The sequence below is a fragment of the Achromobacter sp. FW305-C-13 genome (assembly GCF_058783475.1).
This window is the reverse complement of the sequence record NZ_JBYSYN010000005.1, coordinates 166115-191163: the sequence shown is the minus strand read 5'-3', so window position 1 is coordinate 191163 and position 25049 is coordinate 166115. Positions and strand designations below refer to the sequence as shown.

The 25049-nt window shown below is 65.3% G+C and carries 25 protein-coding genes; 8 read left to right on the top strand and 17 right to left on the bottom strand.

What is annotated here, in order from left to right; genetic code table 11:
• Positions 1 to 166 precede the first annotated feature (166 nt).
• Both AC3WMU_RS28505 and AC3WMU_RS28500 read right to left on the bottom strand, forming a co-directional pair.
• Positions 167 to 907: an aldolase gene (locus tag AC3WMU_RS28505; RefSeq protein WP_006223534.1), complete on the bottom strand. Its 741-nt coding sequence runs from the start codon at positions 905 to 907 to the stop codon at positions 167 to 169.
• A gap of 43 nt (positions 908 to 950) precedes the next feature.
• The gene (locus AC3WMU_RS28500; RefSeq protein ID WP_006223533.1) at positions 951 to 1664 is read right to left on the bottom strand and encodes a haloacid dehalogenase type II; all 714 of its coding nucleotides are present in this window, start codon (positions 1662 to 1664) and stop codon (positions 951 to 953) included.
• A 150-nt stretch (positions 1665 to 1814) separates the two neighbouring features.
• Between AC3WMU_RS28500 and AC3WMU_RS28495 the strand changes: the two genes are divergently transcribed.
• A complete protein-coding gene (locus AC3WMU_RS28495; RefSeq protein WP_280029507.1) occupies positions 1815 to 2690 on the top strand; it encodes a LysR substrate-binding domain-containing protein in 876 nt (291 codons plus the stop codon).
• 70 nt (positions 2691 to 2760) lie between these two features.
• Here AC3WMU_RS28495 and AC3WMU_RS28490 read toward each other — a convergent pair whose 3' ends face one another.
• The 4 genes from AC3WMU_RS28490 to AC3WMU_RS28475 all read right to left on the bottom strand — a co-directional run bounded on the left by AC3WMU_RS28490 (position 2761) and on the right by AC3WMU_RS28475 (position 5251).
• A complete protein-coding gene (locus AC3WMU_RS28490; RefSeq protein ID WP_035212718.1) occupies positions 2761 to 3162 on the bottom strand; it encodes a YchJ family protein in 402 nt (133 codons plus the stop codon).
• A 17-nt stretch (positions 3163 to 3179) separates the two neighbouring features.
• Positions 3180 to 3452 (bottom strand): GNAT family N-acetyltransferase, encoded by a 273-nt coding sequence (locus tag AC3WMU_RS28485; RefSeq protein WP_280029504.1) that lies wholly within the window; start codon positions 3450 to 3452, stop codon positions 3180 to 3182.
• A 90-nt stretch (positions 3453 to 3542) separates the two neighbouring features.
• A complete protein-coding gene (locus AC3WMU_RS28480; protein WP_006223529.1) occupies positions 3543 to 4250 on the bottom strand; it encodes a hypothetical protein in 708 nt (235 codons plus the stop codon).
• Between the two features lie 53 nt (positions 4251 to 4303).
• Positions 4304 to 5251: a 3-hydroxyacyl-CoA dehydrogenase NAD-binding domain-containing protein gene (locus AC3WMU_RS28475; protein ID WP_492283320.1), complete on the bottom strand. Its 948-nt coding sequence runs from the start codon at positions 5249 to 5251 to the stop codon at positions 4304 to 4306.
• A gap of 115 nt (positions 5252 to 5366) precedes the next feature.
• Here AC3WMU_RS28475 and AC3WMU_RS28470 point away from each other — a divergent pair, with 115 nt between their 5' ends.
• A complete protein-coding gene (locus AC3WMU_RS28470) occupies positions 5367 to 5999 on the top strand; it encodes a cysteine peptidase family C39 domain-containing protein (RefSeq protein WP_006223527.1) in 633 nt (210 codons plus the stop codon).
• Between the two features lie 4 nt (positions 6000 to 6003).
• Here AC3WMU_RS28470 and AC3WMU_RS28465 read toward each other — a convergent pair whose 3' ends face one another.
• Positions 6004 to 7401 carry an MFS transporter gene (locus tag AC3WMU_RS28465; RefSeq protein WP_006223526.1) on the bottom strand — a complete coding sequence of 466 codons (1398 nt, stop codon included), beginning with the start codon at positions 7399 to 7401 and terminating at the stop codon, positions 6004 to 6006.
• A 136-nt stretch (positions 7402 to 7537) separates the two neighbouring features.
• On the opposite strand from AC3WMU_RS28465, the gene AC3WMU_RS28460 reads away from it, so the two are divergent.
• Both AC3WMU_RS28460 and AC3WMU_RS28455 read left to right on the top strand, forming a co-directional pair.
• Positions 7538 to 8407, top strand: a complete 870-nt coding sequence (locus tag AC3WMU_RS28460; RefSeq protein ID WP_492283319.1) for a LysR family transcriptional regulator — start codon at positions 7538 to 7540, stop codon at positions 8405 to 8407.
• A 102-nt stretch (positions 8408 to 8509) separates the two neighbouring features.
• Positions 8510 to 9925 (top strand): amidase family protein, encoded by a 1416-nt coding sequence (locus AC3WMU_RS28455; RefSeq protein ID WP_006223524.1) that lies wholly within the window; start codon positions 8510 to 8512, stop codon positions 9923 to 9925.
• 9 nt (positions 9926 to 9934) lie between these two features.
• Here AC3WMU_RS28455 and AC3WMU_RS28450 read toward each other — a convergent pair whose 3' ends face one another.
• The 10 genes from AC3WMU_RS28450 to AC3WMU_RS28405 form a co-directional block, all read right to left on the bottom strand.
• Positions 9935 to 10471, bottom strand: coding sequence for a GNAT family N-acetyltransferase (locus tag AC3WMU_RS28450; protein ID WP_492283318.1), 537 nt, complete (start codon positions 10469 to 10471; stop codon positions 9935 to 9937).
• A 24-nt stretch (positions 10472 to 10495) separates the two neighbouring features.
• A complete protein-coding gene (locus tag AC3WMU_RS28445; protein WP_006223522.1) occupies positions 10496 to 11281 on the bottom strand; it encodes a 2-keto-4-pentenoate hydratase in 786 nt (261 codons plus the stop codon).
• A 4-nt stretch (positions 11282 to 11285) separates the two neighbouring features.
• A complete protein-coding gene (locus tag AC3WMU_RS28440; RefSeq protein ID WP_006223521.1) occupies positions 11286 to 11666 on the bottom strand; it encodes a hypothetical protein in 381 nt (126 codons plus the stop codon).
• A 159-nt stretch (positions 11667 to 11825) separates the two neighbouring features.
• Positions 11826 to 13106: a glutamate-5-semialdehyde dehydrogenase gene (locus AC3WMU_RS28435; RefSeq protein WP_492283317.1), complete on the bottom strand. Its 1281-nt coding sequence runs from the start codon at positions 13104 to 13106 to the stop codon at positions 11826 to 11828.
• Positions 13107 to 13211: 105 nt separating this feature from the next.
• A complete protein-coding gene (gene holA, locus AC3WMU_RS28430) occupies positions 13212 to 14267 on the bottom strand; it encodes a DNA polymerase III subunit delta (RefSeq protein WP_006223519.1) in 1056 nt (351 codons plus the stop codon).
• A 3-nt stretch (positions 14268 to 14270) separates the two neighbouring features.
• Positions 14271 to 14933 carry an LPS-assembly lipoprotein LptE gene (locus AC3WMU_RS28425; RefSeq protein WP_492283316.1) on the bottom strand — a complete coding sequence of 221 codons (663 nt, stop codon included), beginning with the start codon at positions 14931 to 14933 and terminating at the stop codon, positions 14271 to 14273.
• A gap of 11 nt (positions 14934 to 14944) precedes the next feature.
• Complete coding sequence (gene leuS, locus AC3WMU_RS28420; protein WP_492283324.1) at positions 14945 to 17602, bottom strand: leucine--tRNA ligase; 2658 nt, start codon at positions 17600 to 17602, stop codon at positions 14945 to 14947.
• Positions 17603 to 17686: 84 nt separating this feature from the next.
• The gene (locus tag AC3WMU_RS28415) at positions 17687 to 18910 is read right to left on the bottom strand and encodes an MFS transporter (RefSeq protein ID WP_006223516.1); all 1224 of its coding nucleotides are present in this window, start codon (positions 18908 to 18910) and stop codon (positions 17687 to 17689) included.
• Between the two features lie 54 nt (positions 18911 to 18964).
• A complete protein-coding gene (locus tag AC3WMU_RS28410; RefSeq protein WP_006223515.1) occupies positions 18965 to 19477 on the bottom strand; it encodes a MarR family winged helix-turn-helix transcriptional regulator in 513 nt (170 codons plus the stop codon).
• A 151-nt stretch (positions 19478 to 19628) separates the two neighbouring features.
• Complete coding sequence (locus AC3WMU_RS28405) at positions 19629 to 20087, bottom strand: HU family DNA-binding protein (RefSeq protein ID WP_006223514.1); 459 nt, start codon at positions 20085 to 20087, stop codon at positions 19629 to 19631.
• A gap of 358 nt (positions 20088 to 20445) precedes the next feature.
• Here AC3WMU_RS28405 and AC3WMU_RS28400 point away from each other — a divergent pair, with 358 nt between their 5' ends.
• The 4 genes from AC3WMU_RS28400 to AC3WMU_RS28385 all read left to right on the top strand — a co-directional run bounded on the left by AC3WMU_RS28400 (position 20446) and on the right by AC3WMU_RS28385 (position 25038).
• Positions 20446 to 21600 (top strand): D-alanyl-D-alanine carboxypeptidase family protein, encoded by a 1155-nt coding sequence (locus tag AC3WMU_RS28400; RefSeq protein ID WP_424624311.1) that lies wholly within the window; start codon positions 20446 to 20448, stop codon positions 21598 to 21600.
• A 39-nt stretch (positions 21601 to 21639) separates the two neighbouring features.
• On the top strand, positions 21640 to 22188 hold the full coding sequence (locus AC3WMU_RS28395; RefSeq protein ID WP_006223512.1) for a hemerythrin domain-containing protein: 549 nt from the start codon (positions 21640 to 21642) through the stop codon (positions 22186 to 22188).
• Positions 22189 to 22270: 82 nt separating this feature from the next.
• Complete coding sequence (locus tag AC3WMU_RS28390) at positions 22271 to 23143, top strand: phosphonopyruvate hydrolase (RefSeq protein WP_280029489.1); 873 nt, start codon at positions 22271 to 22273, stop codon at positions 23141 to 23143.
• 143 nt (positions 23144 to 23286) lie between these two features.
• Positions 23287 to 25038, top strand: coding sequence for a SulP family inorganic anion transporter (locus AC3WMU_RS28385; RefSeq protein WP_006223510.1), 1752 nt, complete (start codon positions 23287 to 23289; stop codon positions 25036 to 25038).
• Positions 25039 to 25049 lie beyond the last annotated feature (11 nt).

Sequence of the window (25049 nt, the reverse complement as noted above, 5' to 3'; positions counted from 1 at the left end):
GTAGGTCATCGTCAGGCTTTTATTCCGCAAAACCCCACAGGTAATCCTGTGGGGTTTTGTCTTTGGGAAAACGGATTAGCAATACGGCTTAGCAAAAACGGCTTAGCCATAAAGAAACCCCCTCGCGGCTGGCGCCGCGAGGGGGTTTTGCGTTGGAGCTAAGAAATCAGGGCAATTGGCGGCGCAAGGCAGCGAAGAAGAGTTCCGACTGCAGGCGTTCGCTTTGAATCTGCGCGGCGACTTTGCTGGCGATGGCGGTATCGACCGGCTTGAGCGGCCGTCCGGTGGATTGCGCCAGGACCTGAGCGCTACAGGCGCGTTCGAGGAAGAACAGATCGTCGTAGGCGTAGTCCAGGCGTTCGCCGCACACGACAACGCCGTGATTGCCCAGGAACACGATATCTGCGCCCTGCATGGCGTGGGCGATGCGTTCGCCTTCGCTGACGTCCAGGGCCAGGCCGTTGTAGTTTTCGTCGATGGCCAGGCGTCCGTGGAAGCGCATGGCGTTTTGCGACAAGGTCGTGTCCAGTCCGCGATCAGAGGTCAACGTCAGCGCCGTGGCGTACGGCATGTGCGTATGCAGCACACAGGCCTTGCCGGCGATACGGTGAATGGCGGCGTGAATGAACATGGCGGTGGGCTCGACTTCGTGGCGTCCGGCCAGCTTGTTGCCATGGGCGTCGATCAGCACGATATCGTCCGCTTGCACTTCGTTCCACATCAGGCCGCGCGGGTTGAGCAGGAAGTGGTCCGGATCGCCGGGCAGTGCCACGCTGAAATGGTTGCAGACGCCTTCGCCCAAGCCGTGAGCGGCAGCCGCCCGCAGCGCCAGCGCCAGATCTGCGCGCAGTGCAGCAACGGGTTCTGCGTGAAAAAGAGCGTCGGCGAAACGGGGTTCTTGATTCATGACTACCTTCAAGGAGTTGGAGGGGAGGGGCGCGCGTTCGTCGTCAGAGCCAGTCGGCGGCGCGGAACAGCTCGGGCACGCGGTCCAAAGTCGGTACGGTAGCGTCCGGGCGGTAGTCCGGCAAGAGCTTGCGGCCTGTACCGCGGTCGATCCATACACAGCGAAAGCCGATCTCTCGGGCGGCGGCATGGTCCAGATGGGGGCTGGCGCAGATATGGACCACCTCGTCTGGCGTCACGCCTAGGCTGTTGTAGGCATGGCCGAAGATCTTGCGGGAGGGCTTGTAGGCCCCTGCCTGTTCGGCCGTGATGACGCGATCGATATGGCCACCCAACTGGGCCACATTGCCGGCGATGATCTGGTCATCGGTATTGGAGATGATGCACAGACGGAAGCCGGCCTGCTTCAAGGCGGCCAGCGTATCCACGACTTCAGGGAAGGGCGGCATGGCGGAGATGCTGCCGGTGAGCATCGCGGCGTCTTCTGGACGATAGGTAAGGCCGAAGTCCTGCATCGTGAGGCGGAGCGATTCCCGCGTGATGTCCGCAAAGCTGCGATGGGGCGGGGTACGTTCCAAGCGGTGTTCGTGTTCGTCGTATACATGCAGGAATTGCGCCGGCGTGGGCGCGTCTTGCGCATCAGTCCTGGTCGCCAGAATGCGGGACACCGCCGCTTGCAAGCCTTCGTCCCATTGAATCAGCGTGCCGTAGCAGTCGAAAGTGAGCCATTTGGGACGGGGAAGATGATCCAGCGGCATATCGATTTCCTCATGGATGAAGGGAAGGGTAGCGTCAGCTTAAAGTCCGGCTCACAAAGTCGTAAAATTAATAATTAGAATCTGATCAGTTGCTGAGTCGATATCGAGCCCGCTCTCTAACTGCTGCCTATAGACGGATGACGAACCATCATGTTGGACCTGGAACTCCTGAGAACCCTGGTGTGCGTCGCGGATGAAGGCAGCTTCACGCGGGCGGCCAGCCGCGTGCATCGCACGCAGTCCACGGTAAGCCAGCAGGTGCGCAAGCTGGAGCAGACCGTCGGCAAGACGCTTTTGCTGCGGGGCCGTGCGGGCAGCGACGTCGTGGCGACCGAGGACGGCGAGCTGATGCTGGTGTATGCACGCCGTTTGCTGGCCATGGCGGACGAGGCCGAGCATGTCGTGGCGGCGCCCCGCGCGGCGCGGGTGTTGCGGCTGGGAATTCCTGAAGACTTCGATGTGTCGCGGCTGACGGTGCTGCTGGCGGGCTTTGTCGCCAGGCATCCTGAGGCGCGCCTGGAGACGATCAGCGGCATGAGCACGGACCTGCGCGGCAAACTCGCTTCGGGCGATCTGGATCTGGCGCTGATCAAGCGGGAGCCGGGCGACGGTACCTGCCTTGCGGCCTGGCCGGAGCGGCTGGTATGGGTGGGCGACAAGCGTCACCTGGCGGGATCCGCCGCCGTGCCGCTGGTGCTGTTTCCCCATGGCTGTATCTACCGCAAGCGCATGATCTACGCATTGGAAAGCGCGGGGCGCCCCTGGCACGTCGCGTATCACAGCCATAGCCTGGCGGGGGTTCAAGCTGCCGTGGCGGCGGGGTTGGGCGTGAGCCTGCTGCCTGCTTTCGCAAGGCTGGAGACGCATGCGCTGCTAGGTGCGCAAGAAGGGTTTGCGGCGGTGCCGCCGACCGAGCTGGCGATCGTGGGCAACTCGCGCGCGGCAAGCGGCATGGAGCAGCAGTTGGTGGCGGCGCTTAAGCAGGCTGTCGAGACGGATATCCAGAGTCTGGCTGCCAGCGTATAGGGCTGATAGGATTCCCGCTGCGCGCCAGCTAGCGCCTGCTGGGCAATTGGCACGCAGCCGTCACTTCACGTCAATTCAGATCGCCGTCCACGTAATACCACTGGCCGCCTTCCCTGACGAAGCGGCTGATTTCATGCATGCGGTGCGCGCGGCCGGCCTGGCGGCTGCGTGCGACGAATTCCACGGTGGCGTGGTCGGCGTCTTGATCGCGGGCTTGCTTGATGGTCAGTCCCAGCCACTTGAGGTCGGAGGGATTTGGCTCCAGCGACTCGGGGCGGGTGCTGGGATGCCAACTGGCCAGCAGGTAGGGCAGCTTGTCCAACACAAACGCGCTGTAGCGCGAGCGCATCAGCGCTTCGGCCGTCGGGGCCTGCATGGCCAAGGGGCCTTCATGCCAGCGGCCGCAACAGCGGGAATAAGCCGCGCCGCCACACGGGCAGGGCTCGGCCAAGGGTGAGGATTTCTTCGTCACGATAGGGGGTGGGGCGCTTAGGCGCGCAGGTCGTTGTATTCAGGGTGGCGGCGCATGTAGACCTCGGCGTAGGAACACAAGGGGCGGACTTTCCAGCCGTTGGCCCGAGCTGTGTCCAGCGCAAACTTGGTGAGTTCCGCCGCGATGCCGCGGCCGCCCACCTGGCTGGGTACCCCAGTGTGGACGATGGCCATGATGTCCGCCTGGAGCTGATAGTCCAGCACGCACAGGACGCCATCGACGGTGGCGGTGAACCGGGATTGTCCGGGGTCTTGGGTGACAACGGTCATTCGGAGATTCCTTGGTCTGGTCAGGATACGAAGCCCAACGCCCAGATTAACAGTTGCGGGCGTAGGAGCGGGGCAGGTGCAGGGGAGGAACTAATCGGCGCGCCCGAGCGTGACGAAAATGCCGTCGGCTTCGTGTAATCGGGGGCCCGCCGGCAGGATCAAGATCGAGACGTCGTCGGGCAGCTTGGAGGCCAGCGCTTTCAGGCGTCCGCTGACGACGCCCTCCAGTGAATCGCGGCTTGCCTCGGCAGGGATGGCAAGGCTTAGCGCGACCTTGTTCCAGGCTTCCCACGATTCCGGCGCTTGCCGGTACGTCAACGTTGTCCATGCCGACGGGTTGATGGTGCTGCCATCCGCCAGCCGGGGAGGTGCATCGCTCGAGGCTTCGAGCTTCTCGCGCGTGGCGCCGGCATAGATCCACGAGGCTGGCGTGCGGATTCCCTTGCTGGCTTGGGCGGGAATATCCAGTTTGGCGGCCAACGCCTCCAATGCCTGATCCGTGGACAACCTGGCTTCTTGAAGCCGGACGGGATCAATCGAGATCCAAAGCTGGACCGGCTCTGGCAGATTGCTCCAGACCTGGGTGATGTACTGGCTGTCGCCAATGCCCGGGCCGATCGTTTCGGCAGCCAGGCGTTGCAGCTCGGGCTTGCTCAGCCGGGGGCTGGCGACCAGCAGATAGAGATCGGCGCTGGGGACGGCGCCCCACACCAGGGCGGGAGGCTGGACGGCGTCTGACGCACTGGCCTGCGTGGCACTTGCGGGCAGGCACACGCAGAAGGCCAGTGCGGTAAGCAAACTGCGGCCTGTTGGCCGCAAGCGGTGAATCCGGGTCACGAGAAAATAGGCCCTTAACGACGCAAGGTCTTGAGCAACGCCGTGAGCTGGGCGTCGCGGTTTTCCACGAGGTCTGCAATGCTGCGTTGGCCGGCTTCGGCGTTGACGCCTTCGATCAGGCGTCTTTGCAGTTCGGGCGTGACCTCGGGTGCGCCCAGGTCGTCCCACCAGGTTTGCACCGGGCCCAGCAGGTGGTCCATGAAGTTGGCCAGGCCGCCTGCACCGCCGCCCAGGTTGAAAGTCATGTGCGGGCCGAAGAGCGCCCACCGCAGGCCCGGGCCTTGCGAGACGGCGGCGTCGATGTCCGCCACGCTGGCGACGTTTTCGGCGGCCAGGTGGATGGCTTCGCGCCACAGTGCCGCTTGCAGGCGATTGGCGATGTGACCGGGCACTTCCTTGTTCAGGCGGATGGGATGCTTGCCCATCGCCTGGTAGAAGGCGATGCTGCGATCAATGGTCTCGGCTGAGGTCTGGTCTCCGCCCACCACTTCGACCAGCGGGATCAGGTGCGGCGGGTTGAACGGATGGCCGATGACGAAACGCCCGGCATGGCGGCAACGCGATTGCAGGCGGCTCATGATGAGGCCCGACGAACTGGACGCCACGATGACGTGCGGCGGCAGGATGGCGTCCATGCGCGCGAAGAGATCGATTTTGAATTCTTCGCGTTCGGGGGCATTTTCTTGCACGAAGTCCACGCCGGCCAAGGCGGCCGTCAAGTCCGGCTCGAAGCGCAACGCATCGGGCGACGCGCCGTCGGCCACGCGGCCCAGCTCTTTCAATACGGGCCAGGCCGCTTGCACGCGGGCACGGGTCAGGGCTTCGGCGTCAGAGGCCGGATCGCTGACGACAACTTCCAATCCGTGTGCCAGGAACAGCGCGGCCCAACTGGCGCCGATGGTGCCTGCGCCGACGATGGCGACGCGGCGGATGGACGGATTGGACGTGGCGGTGCTGGGCATGCGGCTCTCCGGTAGGTGGGGAATCGCCACATTGTGAAGCAAACGCAGGGCCGTTGCCACGGCACCCGTTGAACGGCAAGATGACGGATCTTCCTGAACACACGGAGCACGCCACGTGGATGCCAGATATGCCGGCCAATCGGCCGTACCGTATTTTTGCCAATGGGAATCGGCCCACCTGGCGGACGCGATCATCCGGAAGGAACTCGCGCTAGCCGACGATCCGGCATGGCCGACATCCGGTGCCCGCGATGTCGAGGAATATGTCCGCTGGGCCAACCATGTTTGCGGCATGGCGTGCCTGAAGATGGTGTTGGCGGCGCGCAGCGGGCAGATTCACCCCACGCTGGAACTGGCCCGGCGCAGCTTGGCGTTCGGTGCCTATACGGACCGCGAGGGCGAGATCAAAGGGTTGATCTATGCACCGTTCGTGCGCTTCGTCACGGAGGAGTTCGGACTGGACGCCCAGGTGCACGTCGGGCTGGAGACTGTGGCGTTGCCCGCCGTGCTGGAAGGCGCCGACTACTTCATGGCTTCCGTGCATCCGGACATTCGACAGACCGACCGACTTCCCCCCAGCAAAGGCGGCCATCTGGTGCTGGTGACGCGAGCGTCCGCGACCTCAGTCACGTTTCACAATCCGTCCGGTGAAGTGGGCCAGCAGGCGGATGTCGAGTTGCCGTTGGCCGTGTTCGACGCGTTCTTTGCCGGACGGGGCATCGCTATCCTGCCGGGCAGGCAGGAATGAGCCCTCAGGCGTTGCGCGCGCGCCGCAGGTGCCGCCAGACCAAGGCCACGGCCACGGCATAGCTGGCGGCGATGACGACATAGGCCACCGGCAGGCTCGCGTGCCAGTCGGGCAGCAGATGCAGGATGGTGCCCATCAGCGCGACGCCAACGAGCGCGCCGGACTGGCGGTTGGCATTTAGCGCCGCCGCCGCGCTGTTGGCGTGATGCTTGCCCGAGACCTGCATGACGACGCTGGTCATCGCCGGCACGGCGATGCCAACGCCCAGGTTGCCAAGCGCGACCATGATGGCGAACGGCCAGTAGGCCATGTCCGGCGAGAAGGCATAGATGCCGGCGGCGCTCATGATGGTGGCAAGGGATACGCCGCCCAACAGAGACGCCGATACGTTCCAGCGCGCCGAAACACGGCCCGAGATCATGTTGCCGATGGAGAACACGGCCAGCATGGGCACCAGCTGGATGCCGGTCTGCAGGGCGTCCGTGCCGCGCGCATGCTGCAGGAACAGGCTGAGCAGGAACAACTGGCCGTAGGACGCCAGGTTGATCAGAAAGCCTACACCGTTGGCTGCCGCGAATTGCGTCGTCTTGAACAGCGCACGCGGCAGGATGGGTTCTGCGTGGCGGCGTTCGCGGCGCACCAGCAGCACGACGGCCACGGCGCACAGTGCCGCGACGCCTGCGATGCGGCTGGAGGTCCAGCCATAGGCATTGCCCTGGATCAGCACGAAGCATAGGGATGACAACGCGACGACGCCCAACAGGTGGCTCAGCGGATTGAGCGCCCGGGGGCGGCGCGGCGCGGCCTGGATGCGGCGGCGAGCCAGCCACAGTCCGACAATGCCCAGGGGCAGATTGATCAGGAAGATGCCGCGCCATCCGAATTGGTGGATCAGCACGCCGCCCAGCAATGGGCCGGCGGCGCCCGCTACCGCCACGATGGCCGACCAGGCGGCCAGCATCCGGTTGCGTACGTGTTCGTCTTCATACGCATGGGTCAGCAGGCTCAAGGAGCTGGGCATGAACAGCGCGGCGCCCACGCCCTGCAGCATGCGAGCCGCAATCAGCGAATCCGCGTTGGGCGCCAGGCCGCAAAGCAGTGACGCCAGCGTGAATACGCCCAAGCCGCTCAGGTAGATGGTCTTGGCGCCGTAGCGGTCCGCCAGCGCTCCGGCCACCAGCAGCAGGGCGGCGAAGGTGAGCGTGTAGCCGTCCACGATCCAGACCAGGTCGGTCAACGGGACGGTGAATTGCAGCGCAATGCTGGGCAGCGCCACGTTGACCACGGTGACGTCCAGCATGGCCATCACAAAGCCGATGGCCAGCGTGACGAGCGGTAGCCAGCCGGTAATGGGTTTGACGTCCACGGCGGGGACGGAGGCTTGAGGGCAGGCGGTAGTCATGATGGCAGTGAGTGTTGCGGCATTCCGAGGGCTGAATCTTAGGAGGTTTCAGCGATGCAAAAAATCCGTATATCTGCTTTATAGTGATGCAAAAATGCATCGACTCGGCCCTTGCGGTCCGGGTAAAGGGGACGCCATGGATTGGGACAACGCCAGGATTTTCCTGGCCATCTATCGGATAGGCACATTGCGCGGCGCAGCGGCATTGCTGCAGATCGATCAGGCCACGGCTGGCAGGCGCCTGGCCGCGTTGGAGTCTTCCCTGGACGCGCGGCTGTTCCTGCGCACGCCGGGGGGCTATGTGCCGACTGCGGCGGGCGAATTGGCGTTTGCCGCCGCCGAGCGCATGGAGCAGGCGGCCGACCAGTTGCAGCGGCAAATGCAGGGCCTGGACCACCGCTTGTCCGGGGGCGTGCGCGTGGCAGCTTCGGAAACCGTGGCCAGCTACTTCATCATGGAGGCGGTGCGCCGCGTGCATGCCCAGCACCCGGATATTCGGGTGCTGCTGTCCACGTCGATCCAGATCAGCAACCTGACGCGTCGCGAGGCGGACCTGGCCATCCGCAACGTCAAGCCCGACAACCCGGACCTGATCCAACGCCACCTGACGCGCAAGGACGTGGGTCTGTACGCGTCGCGCAGCTATCTTGCCAAGCATGGCGAGCCGCGGCCGGGCACGGCGTTCGCCGGCCATGCGCTGGTGACGTACCAGCAGTCCGTGCTGCCGGGCTGGTCCGATACCTTCTGCGGCGAACCCACGGGCAATGGCCATGTCGCCATCGAATTGAATTCGGGGCTGATGATCATCGAGGCCGTGGCGGCTGGCCTGGGCATCGGTGAACTGCCTACCCATATGGCGCCGGACTATCCGGAACTGGTCCGTATTTGGCCCACCCGCAGCGAACCCTATGACCTCTGGCTGGTGATGCATGGCGATCTGAACCGCACCGCGCGAGTGCGCGCGGTAGCCGATGCGATTGTCGAGGTCTTCGAAACGGAAAAATAGCGGCCGACCCGCGACGCACTGCGGTAAACCGTGGCTTGTGGGCAGGCACGGCAGGCGCTAAGGTTTGCTTGCCCCCGAAAAACATCCCTTGAGGAGTGACGCGTGTCCGAAATCTGGCGTTTGTCCGCAGTTGAACTTGCCGCCCGCATCCGCAATCGCGACGTGACCGCCACCGAAGCGGCGCATAGCGCGCTGGCGCGGCTGAACGCCGCGAATCCGGCAGTCAACGCGGTGGTCGATCACCGTCCGGAAGATGTACTGGCGCAGGCTGCGGCCGTGGATGCCGCGTTGGCGCGCGGGGAAGACCCCGGCATCCTTGCGGGCGTACCCGTCACCGTGAAGGTCAATGTAGACCAGGCGGGCTACGCCACCACCAATGGCGTCACCCTGCAGAAAGACCTGATTGCCGCCGAGAACAGCCCGGTGGTGGACAACCTGCGGCGGGCTGGCGCCGTCATCCTGGGCCGCACCAATACGCCGGCATTTTCACTGCGGTGGTTCACAAGCAACGCCGTTCATGGCGAAACGCGCAATCCCCGCAATGCGGCGCTGACGCCCGGCGGATCCTCGGGCGGCGCGGCGTCGGCCGTGGCGGCCGGCATCGGGCACCTGGCGCACGGCACGGACATCGCGGGCTCCATCCGCTATCCCGCCTATGCTTGCGGCGTGCACGGGCTGCGCCCGTCGCTGGGCCGCGTGCCTGCATACAACGCCGCCTTGCCCGAGCGTTCGATCGGCGGGCAACTGACCGCAGTGTCGGGGCCCTTGGGGCGCACCATTGCCGATGTGCGCCTGGGGCTGGCCGCGCTGTCGGCGGCGGATCCGCGCGACCCGTGGTGGGTGCCGGCACCGCTGGTGGGGCCGGATGTGCCGCGGCGCGCTGCACTGTGCGTGAATCCGGAGGGCATGGAAACCGAACCGGCGGTCGTCAAGGCGTTGCAGGAAGCTGCGCGCAGGCTGACCGAGGCCGGCTGGACGGTCGACACGCTGGATTCGATTCCGCCGCTGCAGGAGGCTGCCGATCTACAGATCCGCATGTGGATGGCGGATGGCTACGACGGCATGCTGGCCGCTGCTGAGAAAGAAGGCGACCCCGGGGCATTGGTGGCATTGCGCGGCCAGCGCGATAAGGCCGCGGGCGCCGATCTGACCAGTTTTTCGGCCGTGCTGACGCGTCGTGCGACGTTGACGCGCTTGTGGGAATTGTTCTTTGCGGAGTATCCGATCCTGCTGTTGCCGGTGTCGGCCGAGTTGCCGTTTCCGGACAAGCTGGATTTGCAGGGCGATGCGGCCTACGCTCGGGTGTGGCGGGCTCAGATGCCCCAGATTGGCGTGCCCTTCATGGGCTTGCCCGCGTTGGCGGTCGCGATGGGCGGCGCAATGAGCAGCGTGGGGCCAAGCCCGGTGGGCGTGCAGATCGTGGCGGGGCGCTACCGTGAAGACCTGTGCCTGGCTGCCGGTGAAGTGATCGAAGCCGCCGGAGAGCCGGTCAGCATCGCGGAACCCAAGGCGCGCTAGTTCAGGCGTTCAACCGTGTGCGGAGGCAGGCGTTGCCGCTTGCCATTCCGCGCGCAGCAATCCCATCATGCCGGTGTCCCAACGCTCGTCTCCGGCGCGCGTGGACGAGCGCCGCACGCCTTCCATCGTGAAGCCCAATCCTTCATAGGTACGGATGGCGGGCGTGTTGAACATGTAGACGTTTAGTTCCAGGCGCTCGATGCCAGGGGTCTGGAAGGCTTCTTCGATCATCAGCGTAACCATGGGCCGGGCCAAGCCCTGTCCGCGTTCGGCCGGTGCGATGGCGACACGACCCAGGCGGGCGTTGCCGTCGCGCCAGTCGTACGCCAACTGCGCGTGACCCACGGGCGTGCCGTCACGGCAGACCATCCAGCAACGGCGATTGGGCGGGCTGGCCTGTCCTTGCGCCAGCATGTCGGACATGTCGGCTTGCGCAAGCGGGAACGACAGGTGAGAGCCCCCCCATTGCACGACCTCTGGCTGGCTGGAAAACCAGCTGGCCAAGAGCGGAAAGTCCGAGGAAGCGAAGGGGCGCAGGGTCAGCATGGCACAGGGCTCCGGGGGGATGCGCTAGTGGTTGAACCGCAGGCGCAGCACGCCCAGGTCGCCGTACGTCAATTCGATGTCTTGATTAGCGGGCACGTCCAGGAAACCGGCATACGAACCCGTGATGACGTGCTGGCCCGCATGCAGGCCCAGGCCTTGTTCACGCAGGAAATTCGCAAGCCAGTACAGGCCCGCCTTGGGGTGGCCGTTTGGGTGGAAGCCGGCATGCTGCTCGATTTCCTGGCCATCGATTGCCAGCGTGAGGCTCATGCTGGCGGGGGCGGCATCCGGCGATACGATGCGCGGGCCAAGCACGATGCCCTGATTGAACATGTGGTCCGCCAGCAATTCAGGCAGGCTCGCGTGTTCGGGCGACGCATAGCGGCAACCCAGGACTTCCAGCGCAAGCCGGGCGCCGCCGATTGCGGCATCGACTTCCGCTTCGGTGTACGGCGTGTCGCGTGCGGGCAGGTCGCGGGCCAGTTCGAACGCGAATTCGGGTTCGACGCGCACGACGGCGGTGCGGCTGGCGATGGGGCCGGCTTCTGCGTAGGCCGTGTTCGACGCATAGATCGGCGCCACCACGGTTTTTTCGGGCGACGGCAGTGCGCTTTTCCATGCCGCGATGCGGTCTTGCCGGGTTTCTTGCAGCAGCTGCGCCGTGCGCTGCTGCACGGCGAAGGCCTGGCCGAGGGACTGCGGGCGGAAGGCGGCGGGCAGGCGTGGACCGGCCACGCCGGAATCCCGGGCGGCGATCAACGCGCGGGCGGCGTCCAGGCTGCCGGGATAGTCTTCAATTCTGATCTGCATGCGTTCATGCTCCCAGGTACAACATGATCCACAGGACGATCATGGCGATAAGGCCCAGCCAGCAAGAGCCCCAAAAACCCACGATGGGCCACTTCAGTGCCAGCGGCGTCTTCTTCGGGTCGACATGGCCCAGCAGGTCATTGGCGTTGCCGATCAGCCAGAAGCGGGAGCCGGGGAACATCAGGCGGAAAAAGTAATCCAGCATGATCGCGGCCTGGATGGACAGCGGATATTGCTTGAATGGGCGGTGCTGCAGGTAAGGGTGCTTCAGCGTGGCGTTGATCTGCTTGCTCTTGAAGAAAAACAGCACGATGCCGCTGAGCGAGCAGGTGATGAAGCAGAGCACGAATAGGCTGAACGCCATGGCCATGACGGGTGAATGCATGGGGGTCTCAAGAGTGCGCGGCGTGCCGCGTTGGGATGATAAGAAGCCTGGAAAAATATTCTGGCCGTATTGTAGAAGGCTTGGCGCAGCCCCGTGTTCAGGGCTGCGTCAGCCGTGCGCGCCGGGGCCAAGCGCCACCGCGGCACGCGCACGCCGGCGTCAGCCGCGCGTCTGGCCTTCGCCGCTGAGCACCCACTTCAGCGTGGTCAGGCCTTCAAGGCCGACCGGGCCGCGGGCGTGCAGGCGGTTCGTGGAAATACCGATTTCGGCGCCCAGCCCGTATTCGAAACCATCGGCAAAGCAGGTGGGCAAGTTCACATAGACCGAGCTGGAATCGACTTCGCGCTGGAAGCGCTGCGCGGCTGACAGGTCTTCGGTGACGATGGCGTCAGTGTGGCCGGAACCCCAGCGCGCGATGTGTTCGATGGCGTCGTCCAGCGTATCGACGATGCGTACGGCCAGGATAGGGCCCAGGTATTCCGTGGCCCAGTCTTCGTCGGTGGCCGGCGTGATGTGCGGCAGCAGGGCCAGCGTGCGCGGGCAGCCCCGCAGTTCGACGCCATGCTCGATGAAGGCCGCGGCCAGCGTGGGCAGGATGGAAACGGCGGCCACGGCGTCGACCAGCAGGGTTTCCATGGCGCCGCAGATGCCGTAGCGATAGGTCTTGGCGTTGAAGGCAATGCTGTGCGCCTTGTCCGGATCGGCCGCGGCGTCGATATAGATATGGCAGTTGCCGTCCAGATGCTTGATGAGGGGCACGCGGGCTTCTTGCGACAGGCGGGCGATCAGGCCCTTGCCGCCGCGCGGCACGATGACGTCGATGTGTTCAGTCATGGTGATGAGTTTGCCTACGGCGGCGCGGTCGGCGGTGGCCACGACCTGCACGGCGTCTTGCGGCAGCCCGGCGGCGGCCAGGCCCGTCTGCACGACTCGGCCCAGGGCAATGTTGGAGTGCAGCGCTTCGCTACCCCCGCGCAGGATGGCGGCATTGCCGGACTTCAGGCATAGCGCGGCAGCGTCGATCGTGACGTTGGGGCGCGATTCGTAAATGATGCCGATGACACCGAGCGGCACGCGCATCTGGGCCACACGCATGCCGTTGGGGCGCACGGTGGTGGCGGTGATGCTGCCGATCGGGTCGGGCAAGGCGGCGATCTGGCGCAAGCCTTCGGCCATGTGGGCGAGGGTCTTGTCGGATAGCGTAAGGCGGTCAAGCAGCGCCGGTTCCAGGCCGTTGGCGCGGGCGGCGGCAACGTCTTTTTCATTGGCGGCTTTCAGCTCGTCGTGGCTGGCGGCCAGGGCGTCGGCCATCGCCAGCAGCGCCTTGTTCTTGGCGGCGCTGTTGGCGCGCATCATGGCGCGCGAGGCGCGGCGGGCGTTCTCGCCCAGGGTCAGCATGGCGTGTTCGATGGAGGACGAGGACATGGCGGCGTCGATCATAGAGTTGGGGCGGCGCAAGCGCCGTCTGAATATTTCAGTGTATATCCGGCCGGAGGGCCGGGCGTAGTGAGCGGGGGCGAGGCGAAGGCGGCGGCAATGCCGCCTTCACGGTCGTCCGCCGGCGGCGGCGACCCGCAGCGCCAGCCGGGTCATTTCTTCCCAGGGGTCGGACAGGCGGCCAGGCACGGACAGGCCCTTGATCAGGCGGTCGACTTCGTGGGCATGCTGCACTGCGGCTGGCCAGACGCCGGGCTGCACCCGGCTCAGGGCTTGCAGCGCCAGGCGTTCGTGAGCGCCGAAAATGCGCAGGCGGCGCATCAGGCCGTTGACGTCCTGGCCCAGCGCGCGCGCTTCCGCGACGCGGGCCAGCAGGCGGATTTCTTCGCCCACCGCCCACAGCACCAGCGGCAGCGCTTCGCCTTCGGCGCGCAGACCGTCGATCATGCGGATGGTTCGGGAAATGTCGCCGGCCAGCATGGCGTCACGCAGACCAAAGACGTCGTACCGGGCCACGTTCAGCACCGCGCGTTCAACATCTTCGGCCGCCAATTGGCCTTCTGGGTAGAGCAGCCCCAGCTTCTGGATTTCCTGATGGGCCGCCAGCAGGTTGCCTTCGACCTTGTCCGCCATCCATTGCAGGGTGGCGCCGTCGGCGCGCTGGTTCTGGCGGGCCAGCCGCATCCCCACCCAGGCCGGCAACCGGCCGCGTTCAATATTGGGGATGTCAACCATCATGCCCCCGCGAGCCAGCGCCTGGACCCACCGGCTTTCGCGGGTGGCTTTGTCAAGGCGGGGCAGGGCGATCAGGACCAGGGTGTCCGCATCCGGCTGCTTTTCGGCTTGCTCGGCCAGTTTGGTGAGCGTATCGGCGCCGGACTTGCCGGGCTTGCCGGTGGGGATCTTGATTTCAAGGATGCGGCGGTCGCCGAACAGCGAGACGCTTTGGGTGGCGGCGGTGACCGCGCTCCAGTCGCTGCGCGCGTCCATCACCATGGACAGCCGTTCGGAGTAGCCGGCGTTGCGCGCCGAGGCGCGCAACGCGTCAACTGCTTCGGTTACCAGCAGGGGCTCGTCGCCCGATACCGTGTACATCGCGGCGAGCCGGTTGCCCGGCCGCTGCAGATGTTCGGCCAGCCGGTCCGCGTCCATAGACTGTGCCATGGGCTAGCGGAGGATGGCCGGGTCAGTGGTGGACGGCGTCTGCCACGGCGTGGGCGTGCGCTTCGGTTGCGGCGCATTCGGGTCGTACAGCGGGATTTCGCCGTTTTCACCGCGTTCCTCGGCGTTTTCGAAGGCACGGCGCACATCAGGCGCGGTCATGCGGCGCAGCACTCGGGTGACGAGATCGCGTTGCATGGCCTTGTAGAGTGTCTCGATCTGGCCCTGCTTGGCCTGCACGACCTGATCGTCATACGGCATTTCGCGGTAGATCGACAGCGTGGTGTCCGGGATCAGCGCGCGTCCCTTGTTGTCGATCAGGCGGAACGTGTAGTTGATGCCGAGTTCGTATTCCTCGACACGGCCCTGCGCGTTCAGCGAGACCTCACGCAGCGTGCGCGTATCGGCGACTTGCTGCAGGATGGCTTGCGCCTCCTTGGGCGTGTCCACGAGCTTCGTATTGGGCGACGCCGCACGCAGGGAACGGCGCACGTCGGCACCGAACTGGGAGTTGTCGGGGATGCCGACATACAGCGTGTCGAACGGCATCGGGGTGACTCCCCGCAATGCGAAACCGCATGCGGAGAGCAGCATGAACAGCGCCAGGCAGGCGCCGCGCAGCAGCCAGGATTGGCGGGAGGAGTGCGTTTGTTGCCCGGCGAAGTACATGCTTGACCTCATCAGCCTACGACGTTGACCAGTTTGCCCGGAACCACGATAACGCGCTTGGGCGGACGGCCTTCCAGGAAGCGGGTGACTTCTTCCTGGCTGGCGGCGAGCTTCTCGATATCTTCCTTGGGGGCGGCGGCCGCCACGCGGATCGAGCCGCGCAGCTTGCCGTTGACCTGGAGCATCAGCTCGATTTCGTCTGCGATCAGCGCGGCTTCGTCCACATGCGGCCACGGCGCGTCGAGCAGGTCGCCCAGTTCCTTGGCGTAACCGAGGTCTTGCCACAGGTGCCAGGTGATGTGCGGGACGACCGGATACAGCACGCGCAGCAGCACGCCAAGGGTTTCGGCGTAGGCGGCGTCGGAGGCGGCGTCTTCGGCCAGCTTGGCGTCGTCGATGGCGTTCAGCATTTTCATGCAGGCGGACACGACGGTGTTGTACTGGATGCGCTGGTAGTCGTAGTCGGCCTGCTTGAGCAGCGTGTAGACCTCGCGGCGCAGATCCTTGACGGCGGCCTGGGCTTGCGACCAGTCGGCGCCGTTGGCCAGACCGCGCGCCACGGCGTCGCGGCGGGCATAGCTGATCGACCAGAGGCGGCGCAGGAAGCGGTTCGAGCCTTCGACCCCGGAGTCGGACCATTCAAGGGTCTGCTCGGGCGGGCTGGCGAACATGACGAACAGGCGGGCCGTATCGGCGCCCAGCGTATCGATCAGCGATTGCGGATCGACGCCGTTGTTCTTGGACTTGGACATCGTGCCCACGCCGCCATAAGTGATGGCGGAGCCGTCCGACTTCAGCTTGGCGCCGGTGATGGCGCCGCGGTCGTCATAGACGTTTTCGACGTCTTCGGGCCAGAAATATTCGATGCCGCCCTGGGGCGTCTTGCGCGAATAGATGTGGTTCAGCACCATGCCCTGGCACAGCAGCTTGGTGAAGGGCTCGTCGAAGTTGAGCAAGCCCATGTCGCGCATGACCTTGGTCCAGAAACGGGCGTACAGCAGGTGCAGCACGGCGTGCTCGATGCCGCCGATGTACTGGTCCATCGGCATCCAGTAGTCATTGCGCGCATCGACCATGGCGGTATCGTTGCCAGGCGAGGTGTAGCGCATGAAGTACCAGGACGAGTCCACGAACGTATCCATCGTGTCCGTTTCGCGGCGCGCGGGCTTGCCGCAGCTAGGGCAGGCGCAGGACAGGAAGGCCTCGTTCTTGGCCAGCGGGTTGCCGCTGCCGTCGGGGATCAGGTCGTCGGGCAGGACGACGGGCAGGTCTTTTTCGGGGACCGGGACGGGACCGCAATCCGCGCAGTGGATGATCGGGATCGGGGTGCCCCAGTAGCGCTGGCGCGAAATGCCCCAGTCGCGCAGGCGCCACGTGGTCTGCTTTTCCCCCAGGCCTTGCGCGCCCAGGTCGGCGGCGATGGCGTCCACGGCCTCCTTGTGCGAGAGGCCGTCGTACTTGCCCGAGTTGATGGTGCGGCCGGACTGCTTGTCGCCGTACCATTCCTGCCACGCGTCGGTGGAGTATTCCTTGCCGGCCACGCCCACGACCTGGACGATGGGCAGCTTGTATTTCTTGGCGAAGGCGAAATCGCGCTCGTCGTGCGAGGGCACGCCCATGACGGCGCCGTCGCCGTAGGTCATCAGCACGTAGTTGCCGACCCAGACCTCGACCTCTGCGCCCGTCACCGGGTGCGTGACGGTCAGGCCGGTGGGCATGCCTTCCTTTTCACGCGTGGCCATTTCGGCCTCGGTCGTGCCGCCCAGCTTGCATTGTTCGATGAACGACGCCAACTGCGGGTTGTTGCGAGCCGCGTGCGTAGCCAGGGGGTGTTCCGGCGCCACGGCGCAGAACGTCACGCCCATGATGGTGTCGGCGCGGGTGGTGAAGACGTACAGCTTGCCGTCCTGGATCAGCTGGCCGTCCGGGCCGGCGATCTTGTGCGGGAAGGCAAAGCGCAGGCCCTCGGACTTGCCGATCCAGTTTTCCTGCATCAGGCGGACGCGCTCGGGCCAGCCGGGCAGGTCGTTCTGGACGGCGCCAAGCAGTTCGTCGGCGTAGTCTGTGATGCGCAGGTAGTAGCCCGGGATCTCGCGCTTTTCAACCAGCGCGCCCGAACGCCAGCCGCGGCCGTCGATGACTTGTTCGTTGGCCAGCACGGTCTGGTCCACCGGGTCCCAGTTGACGACCTGGGTCTTGCGGTAGGCCACGCCCTTTTCCAGCATCTTCAGGAAGAGCCACTGGTTCCACTTGTAGTACTTCGGATCGCAGGCGCACATTTCGCGCGTCCAGTCGATCGCCAGACCCATCGACTTCATCTGCTTCTTCATATAGGCGATGTTGTCGTAGGTCCACTTGGCCGGCGGCACCTTGGACTTGATGGCGGCGTTTTCCGCCGGCATGCCGAAGGCGTCCCAGCCCATGGGCATCAGGACGTTATAGCCACGCATGCGCAACTGACGGGCCATCATGTCGTTGATGGTGTAGTTACGCACGTGGCCCATATGCAGCTTGCCGCTGGGGTAGGGCAGCATCGAGCAGGCGTAGAACTTCGGCTTTTCGGAGCCGTCGGCGTTCTTCGCGTGTTCGTGGACCAGATAGGCGTCGCGGGCCTGCCAGTCTTGATGGGCGGCCGCTTCGACGGTAGTGGGGAGGTAACGTTCCTGCATGGGCTCGGGCACGGTGGCAAAAAAGGGTGAGCCGCCCTGCCGCGTGGACGCGGTGGCGGTCAAAACCCCTGATTATAGGAGGTGCTAGGCGTGGGCAGGGGACGGAGCCGTTTCCGGGATGCGGGCACTGGGCGAGAACGCGCCATATGCCAAGGTAACAACGCCCAGGACGGCGCCCGCGGTGACCACGCCGGGCCAGCCAAAATGGGCGTAAAGCCAGGACGATACCAGTGAACCGGTCGCCCCGCCGATGAAGTAGCAGGTCATGTAGCCGGCGGTCAGGCGGCTGCGGGCCTCCGGGCGCAGGCGGTACAGCGCGCTGCTATTGGTGACATGGACGCCCTGGATCGCCAGATCCTGGATCAGGATGCCTGCGAGCAGTGCGACGACCGAGACCTGGCCGAAGGCCAGCAAGCCCCAGGAACCGAGCAGCAGGAGCAGGCCGACTCGGGTGGCCAGGTTGCCCAGGCCGCGGTCGGCCAGACGGCCGAATCGGTTGGCGGCATAGGCGCCGGCCGCCCCAGCCAGACCAAACAGCCCGATGGTGGTGGTGCTGTATTCATAGGGAGGGCTGGACAGCAGGAAGGTCAGCGTCGTCCACAGCATGCTGAAGGCGGCGAACAGCAGGAAACCCAGCAGCGAGCGGGCGCGGAACAGCGGTTCCTCAATGAACATGCGCAGAATCGAGCCCAACAGGCGCGGATAGCTCATCGACGTGGGGCTCTGGTAGCGCGGCAGCAGGCGCCACAGGGCGGCGGACATGGCCGTCATCAGGATCGCGGCCACCCAGTACACCGTGCGCCAGCTGCCCACATCGGCCAGTGCGCCCGCGACGGTGCGGGCCAGCAGAATGCCCAGCAACAGGCCGCTCATGACGGTACCGACCGCCTTTCCGCGTTCGTGCGGCGCCGCCAGCGTGGCGGCGAACGGCACCAGGATCTGGGCGACGACGGACAGCAGTCCGGTCAGCGCCGTGCCCACCAGCAGTACGGCGATGCTGGTGGCGAACGACGAAATCAAGAGGCCGCCAGCCGACAGCAGCGTCATCAGCACGATCAGGCTGCGGCGTTCGAACATGTCGCCCAGCGGCACCAGCAGCATCAGCCCCAGCGCGTAGCTGAGCTGCGCGGTGGTGACGATGGCGCCGGCCGTCGCGTTGGACAACGAAAACTGCTGGCCGATCGTGTGCAGCAGGGGTTGCGCGTAGTAATTGCTGGCGACGGCCAGGCCGGTGGCGACCGACATCAGCAGGATGATCGGCGCGGTCAGGGTGGGCGGGGTTGTCTGGGCGGGTGAAGCGGAAGTCATGGAGGCAGGCAGAAGGGGATGCGGGGCGAGGCGCAGGGGTGAGGCAGGCCGGGCTCAGGCGCCGATGCCGCCGGGGGTTTCCTGGTCGTGCTTGATCAGCAGCTTTTTCAGCAACCCGGCCATTTGCTTGCGCTCGGCCGCGGACAGCGGGGCCAGCAGTTCGTTCAGGTCTTTCAGATAGTCCTTCAACACCAGCTTGATCACGCGCAGCCCTTCCGCGGTCAGCGACACGATGATGCCGCGCCGGTCGTCGGGGTTGGGATTGCGGACCAGCAGACCGGCCTGCTCCAGGCGGTCCAGGCGGTTGGTCATCGCGCCGGAAGTCAGCAGCAGGGCGTCGACCAGCTTCTGCGGATTCATGGCGTGCGGGGCGCCGGTGCGGTACAGCGTAGCCAGGACATCGAATTCGCCCTGGTGCAGGTTATAGCGGCGGAAGCTGCGGTTCACGTTGCGGGTGGCAAAGGCGTTCAAGCGGAACACCCGGGTGACGACCGTCATGGCCGCGAAGTCCTGATTGGGGCATTCTGCGGTCCATTGCGAGATCACCTGATCGACGAGGTCATTCATGCGAAATCCGAATTTACTTTGATATGAAGTTTCTTTATGTTGAGATAAATTCTAACAGCAGGACCCCACGCGGCGCAAAGCGCGCGGCAAAAAAGAAGGGCCCGCCTCTTTCGAGGCGGGCCCTTCCGGCTTGACCGGATACTCGCGCGAATTACTGCGCGGCGTCCTTCAGCTTCTTGAGCGGGCGAACCTTCACCTTGACCGAAGCCGGCTTGGCGGGGAACCAGCGCTCGACGCCAGTGAACGGATCCTTGCCGAAGCGCTTGGCCTTGGCCGGAACCTTCTGCACGGCAACCTTGAACAGGCCGGGCAGCGTGAATTCGCCAGCGCCCTTCTTGTCCACGGAACCCAGCACCGAGGTTTCCAGGCTGGCCAGGACGGCCTTGACGGCCTTGGCTTCAACGCCGGATTGCTCAACGATGTAAGCAACCAGTTGGGTCTTGTTCAGGGCAGCCTTGATGGCCTTGGGTGCAGCAGCGACCTTCTTGGCGGCAACGGCCTTCTTTGCTGCGGGCTTCACAGCGGGTTTGGCGGCGGTTGCCTTCTTTGCGGGCGCCTTGACGGCGGGCTTGGTGACTTTCTTGGCAGGAGCTTTTGCTTTCGTGGCCATGGTCAAAATCCGTAGTTGAGGACATGGAGCAGCGCGGGCCGGATATCGGCTTTTAACGCTACGCGCCCGATGATAGCGGAAGACTTGAAGTTCTTGCGGCTTTCTAACGGGTTTTAAGCCACTGTTTGTTGTTTTCGACGCAGAAAGTGCTTCCTGCAAGGGCTTCTGCAATACGTCGTGACATTCGAGGCCTATTTTTGCGGAACATCGCAGCGCTGAACCATTGGCGCGGCGCGTGTTCCAATTGCGTGCGGCGCGCGGGGATATTGTTGAACGCCGGCTTGCTAGCCAAGCCGATTGGCGATCGTTCCCGCGCGGGAACAACCCAAGCATGGATTGAAGCTCTTATATGTTGTTGATGAAAAAGTTTGCAGCGGGCCTGCTCGTTGCAGCGGCGTGCGTATCCGGCGCGATGGCGCAATCAATGCCGCAGCCGGTGCTGTCGGCCAAAGCGTGGCTGCTGCTGGATGAGACGAGCGGTCAGGTGATCGCCTCACATGCGGCCACCGCGCGGATCGAACCGGCGTCGTTGACCAAGATCATGACCGCCTACGTCGTGTTCGAGGCGCTGAATAAGAAAGAAGTCACGCCTGGCCAACTGGTCGTGATTTCGACGCGCGCCTGGAAAGTGCCGGCGGGCAGCTCCAAGATGTTTCTGGAGCCGGGCTCCAAGGTGTCGGTGGACGAGTTGCTGCGCGGCCTGATGATCCAATCGGGCAATGACGCGGCGATTGCGCTGGCCGAGGCGGTGTCGGGCAGCGTCGAGGCCTTTGTGGCGCGGATGAACGACACCGCCGCCAGGCTGGGATTGCACGCGACGCATTTCGCCAGCCCCCATGGCCTGCCGGACCCGGGCACCTATTCCACGGCCAGCGACCTGTCCATCCTGGCCACGCGCTTCATCCGCGACTACCCCCAGCTTTACAAGACCTACGATTCCGCCAAGCAATTCACGTTCAACAAGATCACCCAATCGAACCGCAACCGGCTGCTGTGGCTGGACCCTAGCGTGGACGGCTTGAAGACGGGCCATACGGAATCCGCCGGCTACTGCATCGTGGCGACGGCGCGCCGGCCCAACGGCGCCGACCAACGCCGCCTGATCACGGTGGTGGTCGGCACGGCGTCCGACAAATTGCGCACCCAGGAAAGCCGCGAGTTGCTGGAGTGGGGGTTTCAGGGATTCAATACCATCAAGCTGTATGCGCGCGGCCAGGCCGTGGCCACGCCTGAAGTCTGGAAGGGCGAAAGCAACAGCCTGAAGGCCGGGTTTTCGCGGGACGCCTATGTGACCGTGCCCGCGGGCGCCAAGGTGGAGCCTGTGTGGACGCCGCAGGAGCCGCTGGTGGCGCCGATTGCGGCCCAGGACACCGTGGGCGCGTTGCGGGTGCTGGTGGACGGCAAGCCGTCCATGCAGTTCCCCGTGGTGGCGCTGGAGCCGGTGGCGGAGGCGGGATTCGCGGGACGCGCGTGGGATTCCGTCCGGTTGTGGTGGCGCGGCCATTCGAGTTGATCCGGGCATGCGCGGCGGGTGACGGCAAGGAGGTGTGCGATGGCAGTGAGCTTTCCTGGAGGTCCGGCCGCAGCGCCGGGGCCGGATGATCCGCTGGCGCTGCTGTCTGCCTGCCATGGGCGGATTGCGCGCCAATGCGCTACCTTGACGCGCCTGGCGGCGCATCTGCCCGCGCAGGGCAGCGACGCGGCTGCACAGACGGCCGCCGCCAGCGTGGCGCGCTATTTCGATACCGCCGCGGCGCACCATCACGAAGACGAGGAAGAAGATCTTTTTCCGGCCTTGATCGAGTCCATGGCGGGGTCCGATGCGGGCTGCCTGCACGCGCTGGTGCAAGGACTGATGGCCGAACATCGGCGCCTGGCGGACATGTGGATACCGCTGCGCGAGGTGTTGTCCGAGATCGCCGCCGGGCGGCCTGCCGCCTTGCCGGCGGCGCAGGTGCAAGCGTTCACCGAGGCCTATGCCGCGCATATCCAGCGTGAAGAGGACGAGCTGCTGCCGATGGCGGCGCGTTTGATTTCCGACGATGCGCTGGCCGATATCGGGCAGGCCATGAAGGCGCGGCGCGGCGGCGGCGCGAGCTGACCCACCACGCCAAGGCGGCGGCAAATGGCGCTACGATGCCTCTAGCCGGCGCATCGGGCGCTGGAATCTACGCATTCACGCCATGAGCCGCCACCGCATATTCCGCCAGAAATTGCAGGATTCCCGATTGATGCACGCCATGTCGGCGCATAACCCGATGTCGGCCCGGCTGGCGGCGGACGCAGGGTTCGATGCGATCTGGGGCAGCGGTTTTGAACTTTCGGCAAGCTATGCGGTACCCGACGCCAGCATTCTTTCCGCGTCGCAGCATCTGGACATGATGCGGGCCATTGCAGCGACGGTCGAGGTGCCGGTCATCGCGGACATCGACACGGGATTCGGCAATGCCGTCAACGTGTCGTACATGCTGCCGCAGTACGAAGCGGCCGGCGTGTCGGCGGTGGTGATGGAAGACAAGACCTTTCCCAAAGACACCAGCCTGCGGACGGACGGCCGGCAGGAACTGGTGCGCGTGGAGGAATTCCAGGGCAAGGTCGAAGCGGCCTGCGCGGCGCGGCGCGATTCGGATTTCTGCGTGATCGCCCGCACCGAGGCCCTGATCGCGGGCTTGGGCCAGGAAGAGGCGCTGGCCCGCGCGCAGGCCTACGAATCGGCGGGCGCCGATGCCATCCTGATCCATTCCAAGCAAACCACGCCCAACGAGATCGTGCGCTTTGCGCAGGCCTGGACGGGTCGCGTGCCGCTGGTGCTGGTGCCCACCGCGTATCCGCAGTTGCGTGAATCGGATATCCAAGCGCTGGGCAAGGTGGGGCTGGTGATCTACGGCAACCACGCCATCCGCGCGGCCGTCGGCGCGATGCGTGACGTCTTCGCCCGCATCCGCCAGGATGGCGGCATCCATGGGGTGGACGCCGGCTTGCCGACGGTGAAAGAAATCATCGCACTGCAGGGCGACGCCCACATGCGCGAGCTGGAACGCCGCTATCTGAAATGAGGCTGACGGCGGCGCGTTGCGCCAGCCGGGTCGAGCGATTACGCTAGGCGGCCTTGTTCCGCATGGATGCACGCGCGGACGAGGAAACCATAAAAGGGGAATAGGACAGGATGACGCAGGGGGCTAGAAATCTGGCGGGCCGCATGTTTGGCTCATGGGTCAATGACGTCAACAAGCTGACCCTGCGCGCCGACTTGTCGGCAGGCCTGCTGGGCGCGCTGCTGGTGCTGCCCCAAGGGGTGGCATTCGCCATGCTGGCGGGATTGCCCGCCGAATACGGGCTGTATTCCGCGATTGTCCCCTGTATCGTCGCGGCACTGTTCGGGTCCAGCCGCCATGTGATGTCGGGCCCGACCAACGCGAATTCGCTGGCGCTGTTCGCCGTGCTGACGCCCCTGGCTGCCGCGGGCAGTCCGGCCTATATCCAGCTGGCGCTGGCGGTGACGGTGCTGGTCGGCATCATGCAATGGCTGGTGGGCGTGCTGCGCCTGGGTTCGCTGGCGCATTTCATTTCGCCGTCGGCCCTGTTCGGTTTTACCAGCGGGGCCGCGCTGCTGATCGCGGTGCACGCCTTGAAGGACGCGCTGGGCGTGCCGTCGCCGGCCTCGCATGGGGCAGGGGCGCTGCTGATCAGCGTGGGCACGCATCTTGGCGACGTGCACAAAGGCGCCTTGTTGGTGACGCTGGTCACACTGGGCGTGGCATTGTTGGTGCGCCGGCTGGACAAGCGCAAGCCCTACATGCTGCTGGGACTGGTGGCGGGGGCGCTGGCAGCTGCTGCGTTCAATAAATGGGCCGTGCCGCCGGGCGGTGTGCCGGTCTCGGTCGTGGGCGCCATCGCCCAGCCCTGGCCGCCGTTTCATGTGCCCAGCGTAGATTGGCGCACACTGCCTGATCTGCTCAGCCTGGCCTTCGCGCTGACGATCGTGGCGCTGGCGCAATCGATCTCCATCGCCAAGGCGGTGGCCACGCGCTCAGGCCAGCGCATCGACGCCAACCGGGAGTTCACGGGGCAGGGGCTGTCCAACATCGTGGGCGGCTTCTTCTCTTGCTACCTGTCATGCGGGTCGCTGAACCGGTCCATTCCCAACTACGAAGCCGGCGCGAAGACGCCGTTGGCAGCTGTGTTTTCCGCGGTGTTGCTGGTGGTACTCGTGGCCTTGTCGGCGCCGTTACTGGCAATGATTCCCAATGCGGCGATCTCGGGCCTGTTGCTGTTGGTGGCATGGACCTTGCTGGACATTCCGCGCTGGCGCCAACTGATCCGGATGCAGCCGGGCGAGTGCGCGATCGCCGGCGCCACGCTGGCCGCCACCGTCACCATCCGCATGGAAGTCGCGATTCTGCTGGGCACGGTGTTGTCGTTGATGGCGTATCTGCACCGCACCTCGCGGCCGGCGATGCGCACGATGGGCTTCGATTCCCGCGGGCTGGACCGGCGCTTCGTCGTGCTGGAGCACCAGGAGGACGCGTTGCCCGAGTGCCCGCAGTTGAAGCTGCTGCGCATGGAAGGTTCCATCTACTTCGGCGCGGCGGCGCATGTGGCCCAGCGCCTGCACGAGTTGCGCGCGGCGCCGGACGCGCCGCGCCATCTGCTGGTGATGGCCAAGAGCATGAACTTCATCGATCTGGCTGGCGCGCAGGTGTGGGAAGACGAATTGGCCGCGCGTCGCGCGATGGGCGGCGACTTGTATTTCCACCGGCCACGGCCTGAGGTGCTGGACATGTGGCGCCGCACGGGGTTTCTGGAGCGCCTGGGCGCTGATCACATTTTCCCGGACAAGGCCACGGCGCTGCACACCATCTACGCCAAGCTGGACCCGGCGATCTGCGCGGGATGCAAGGCCCGGATCTTCTGGGAATGCCAGCCGCAAAACCCGCAAAGCGAGCACTGACGTCCCCGCCC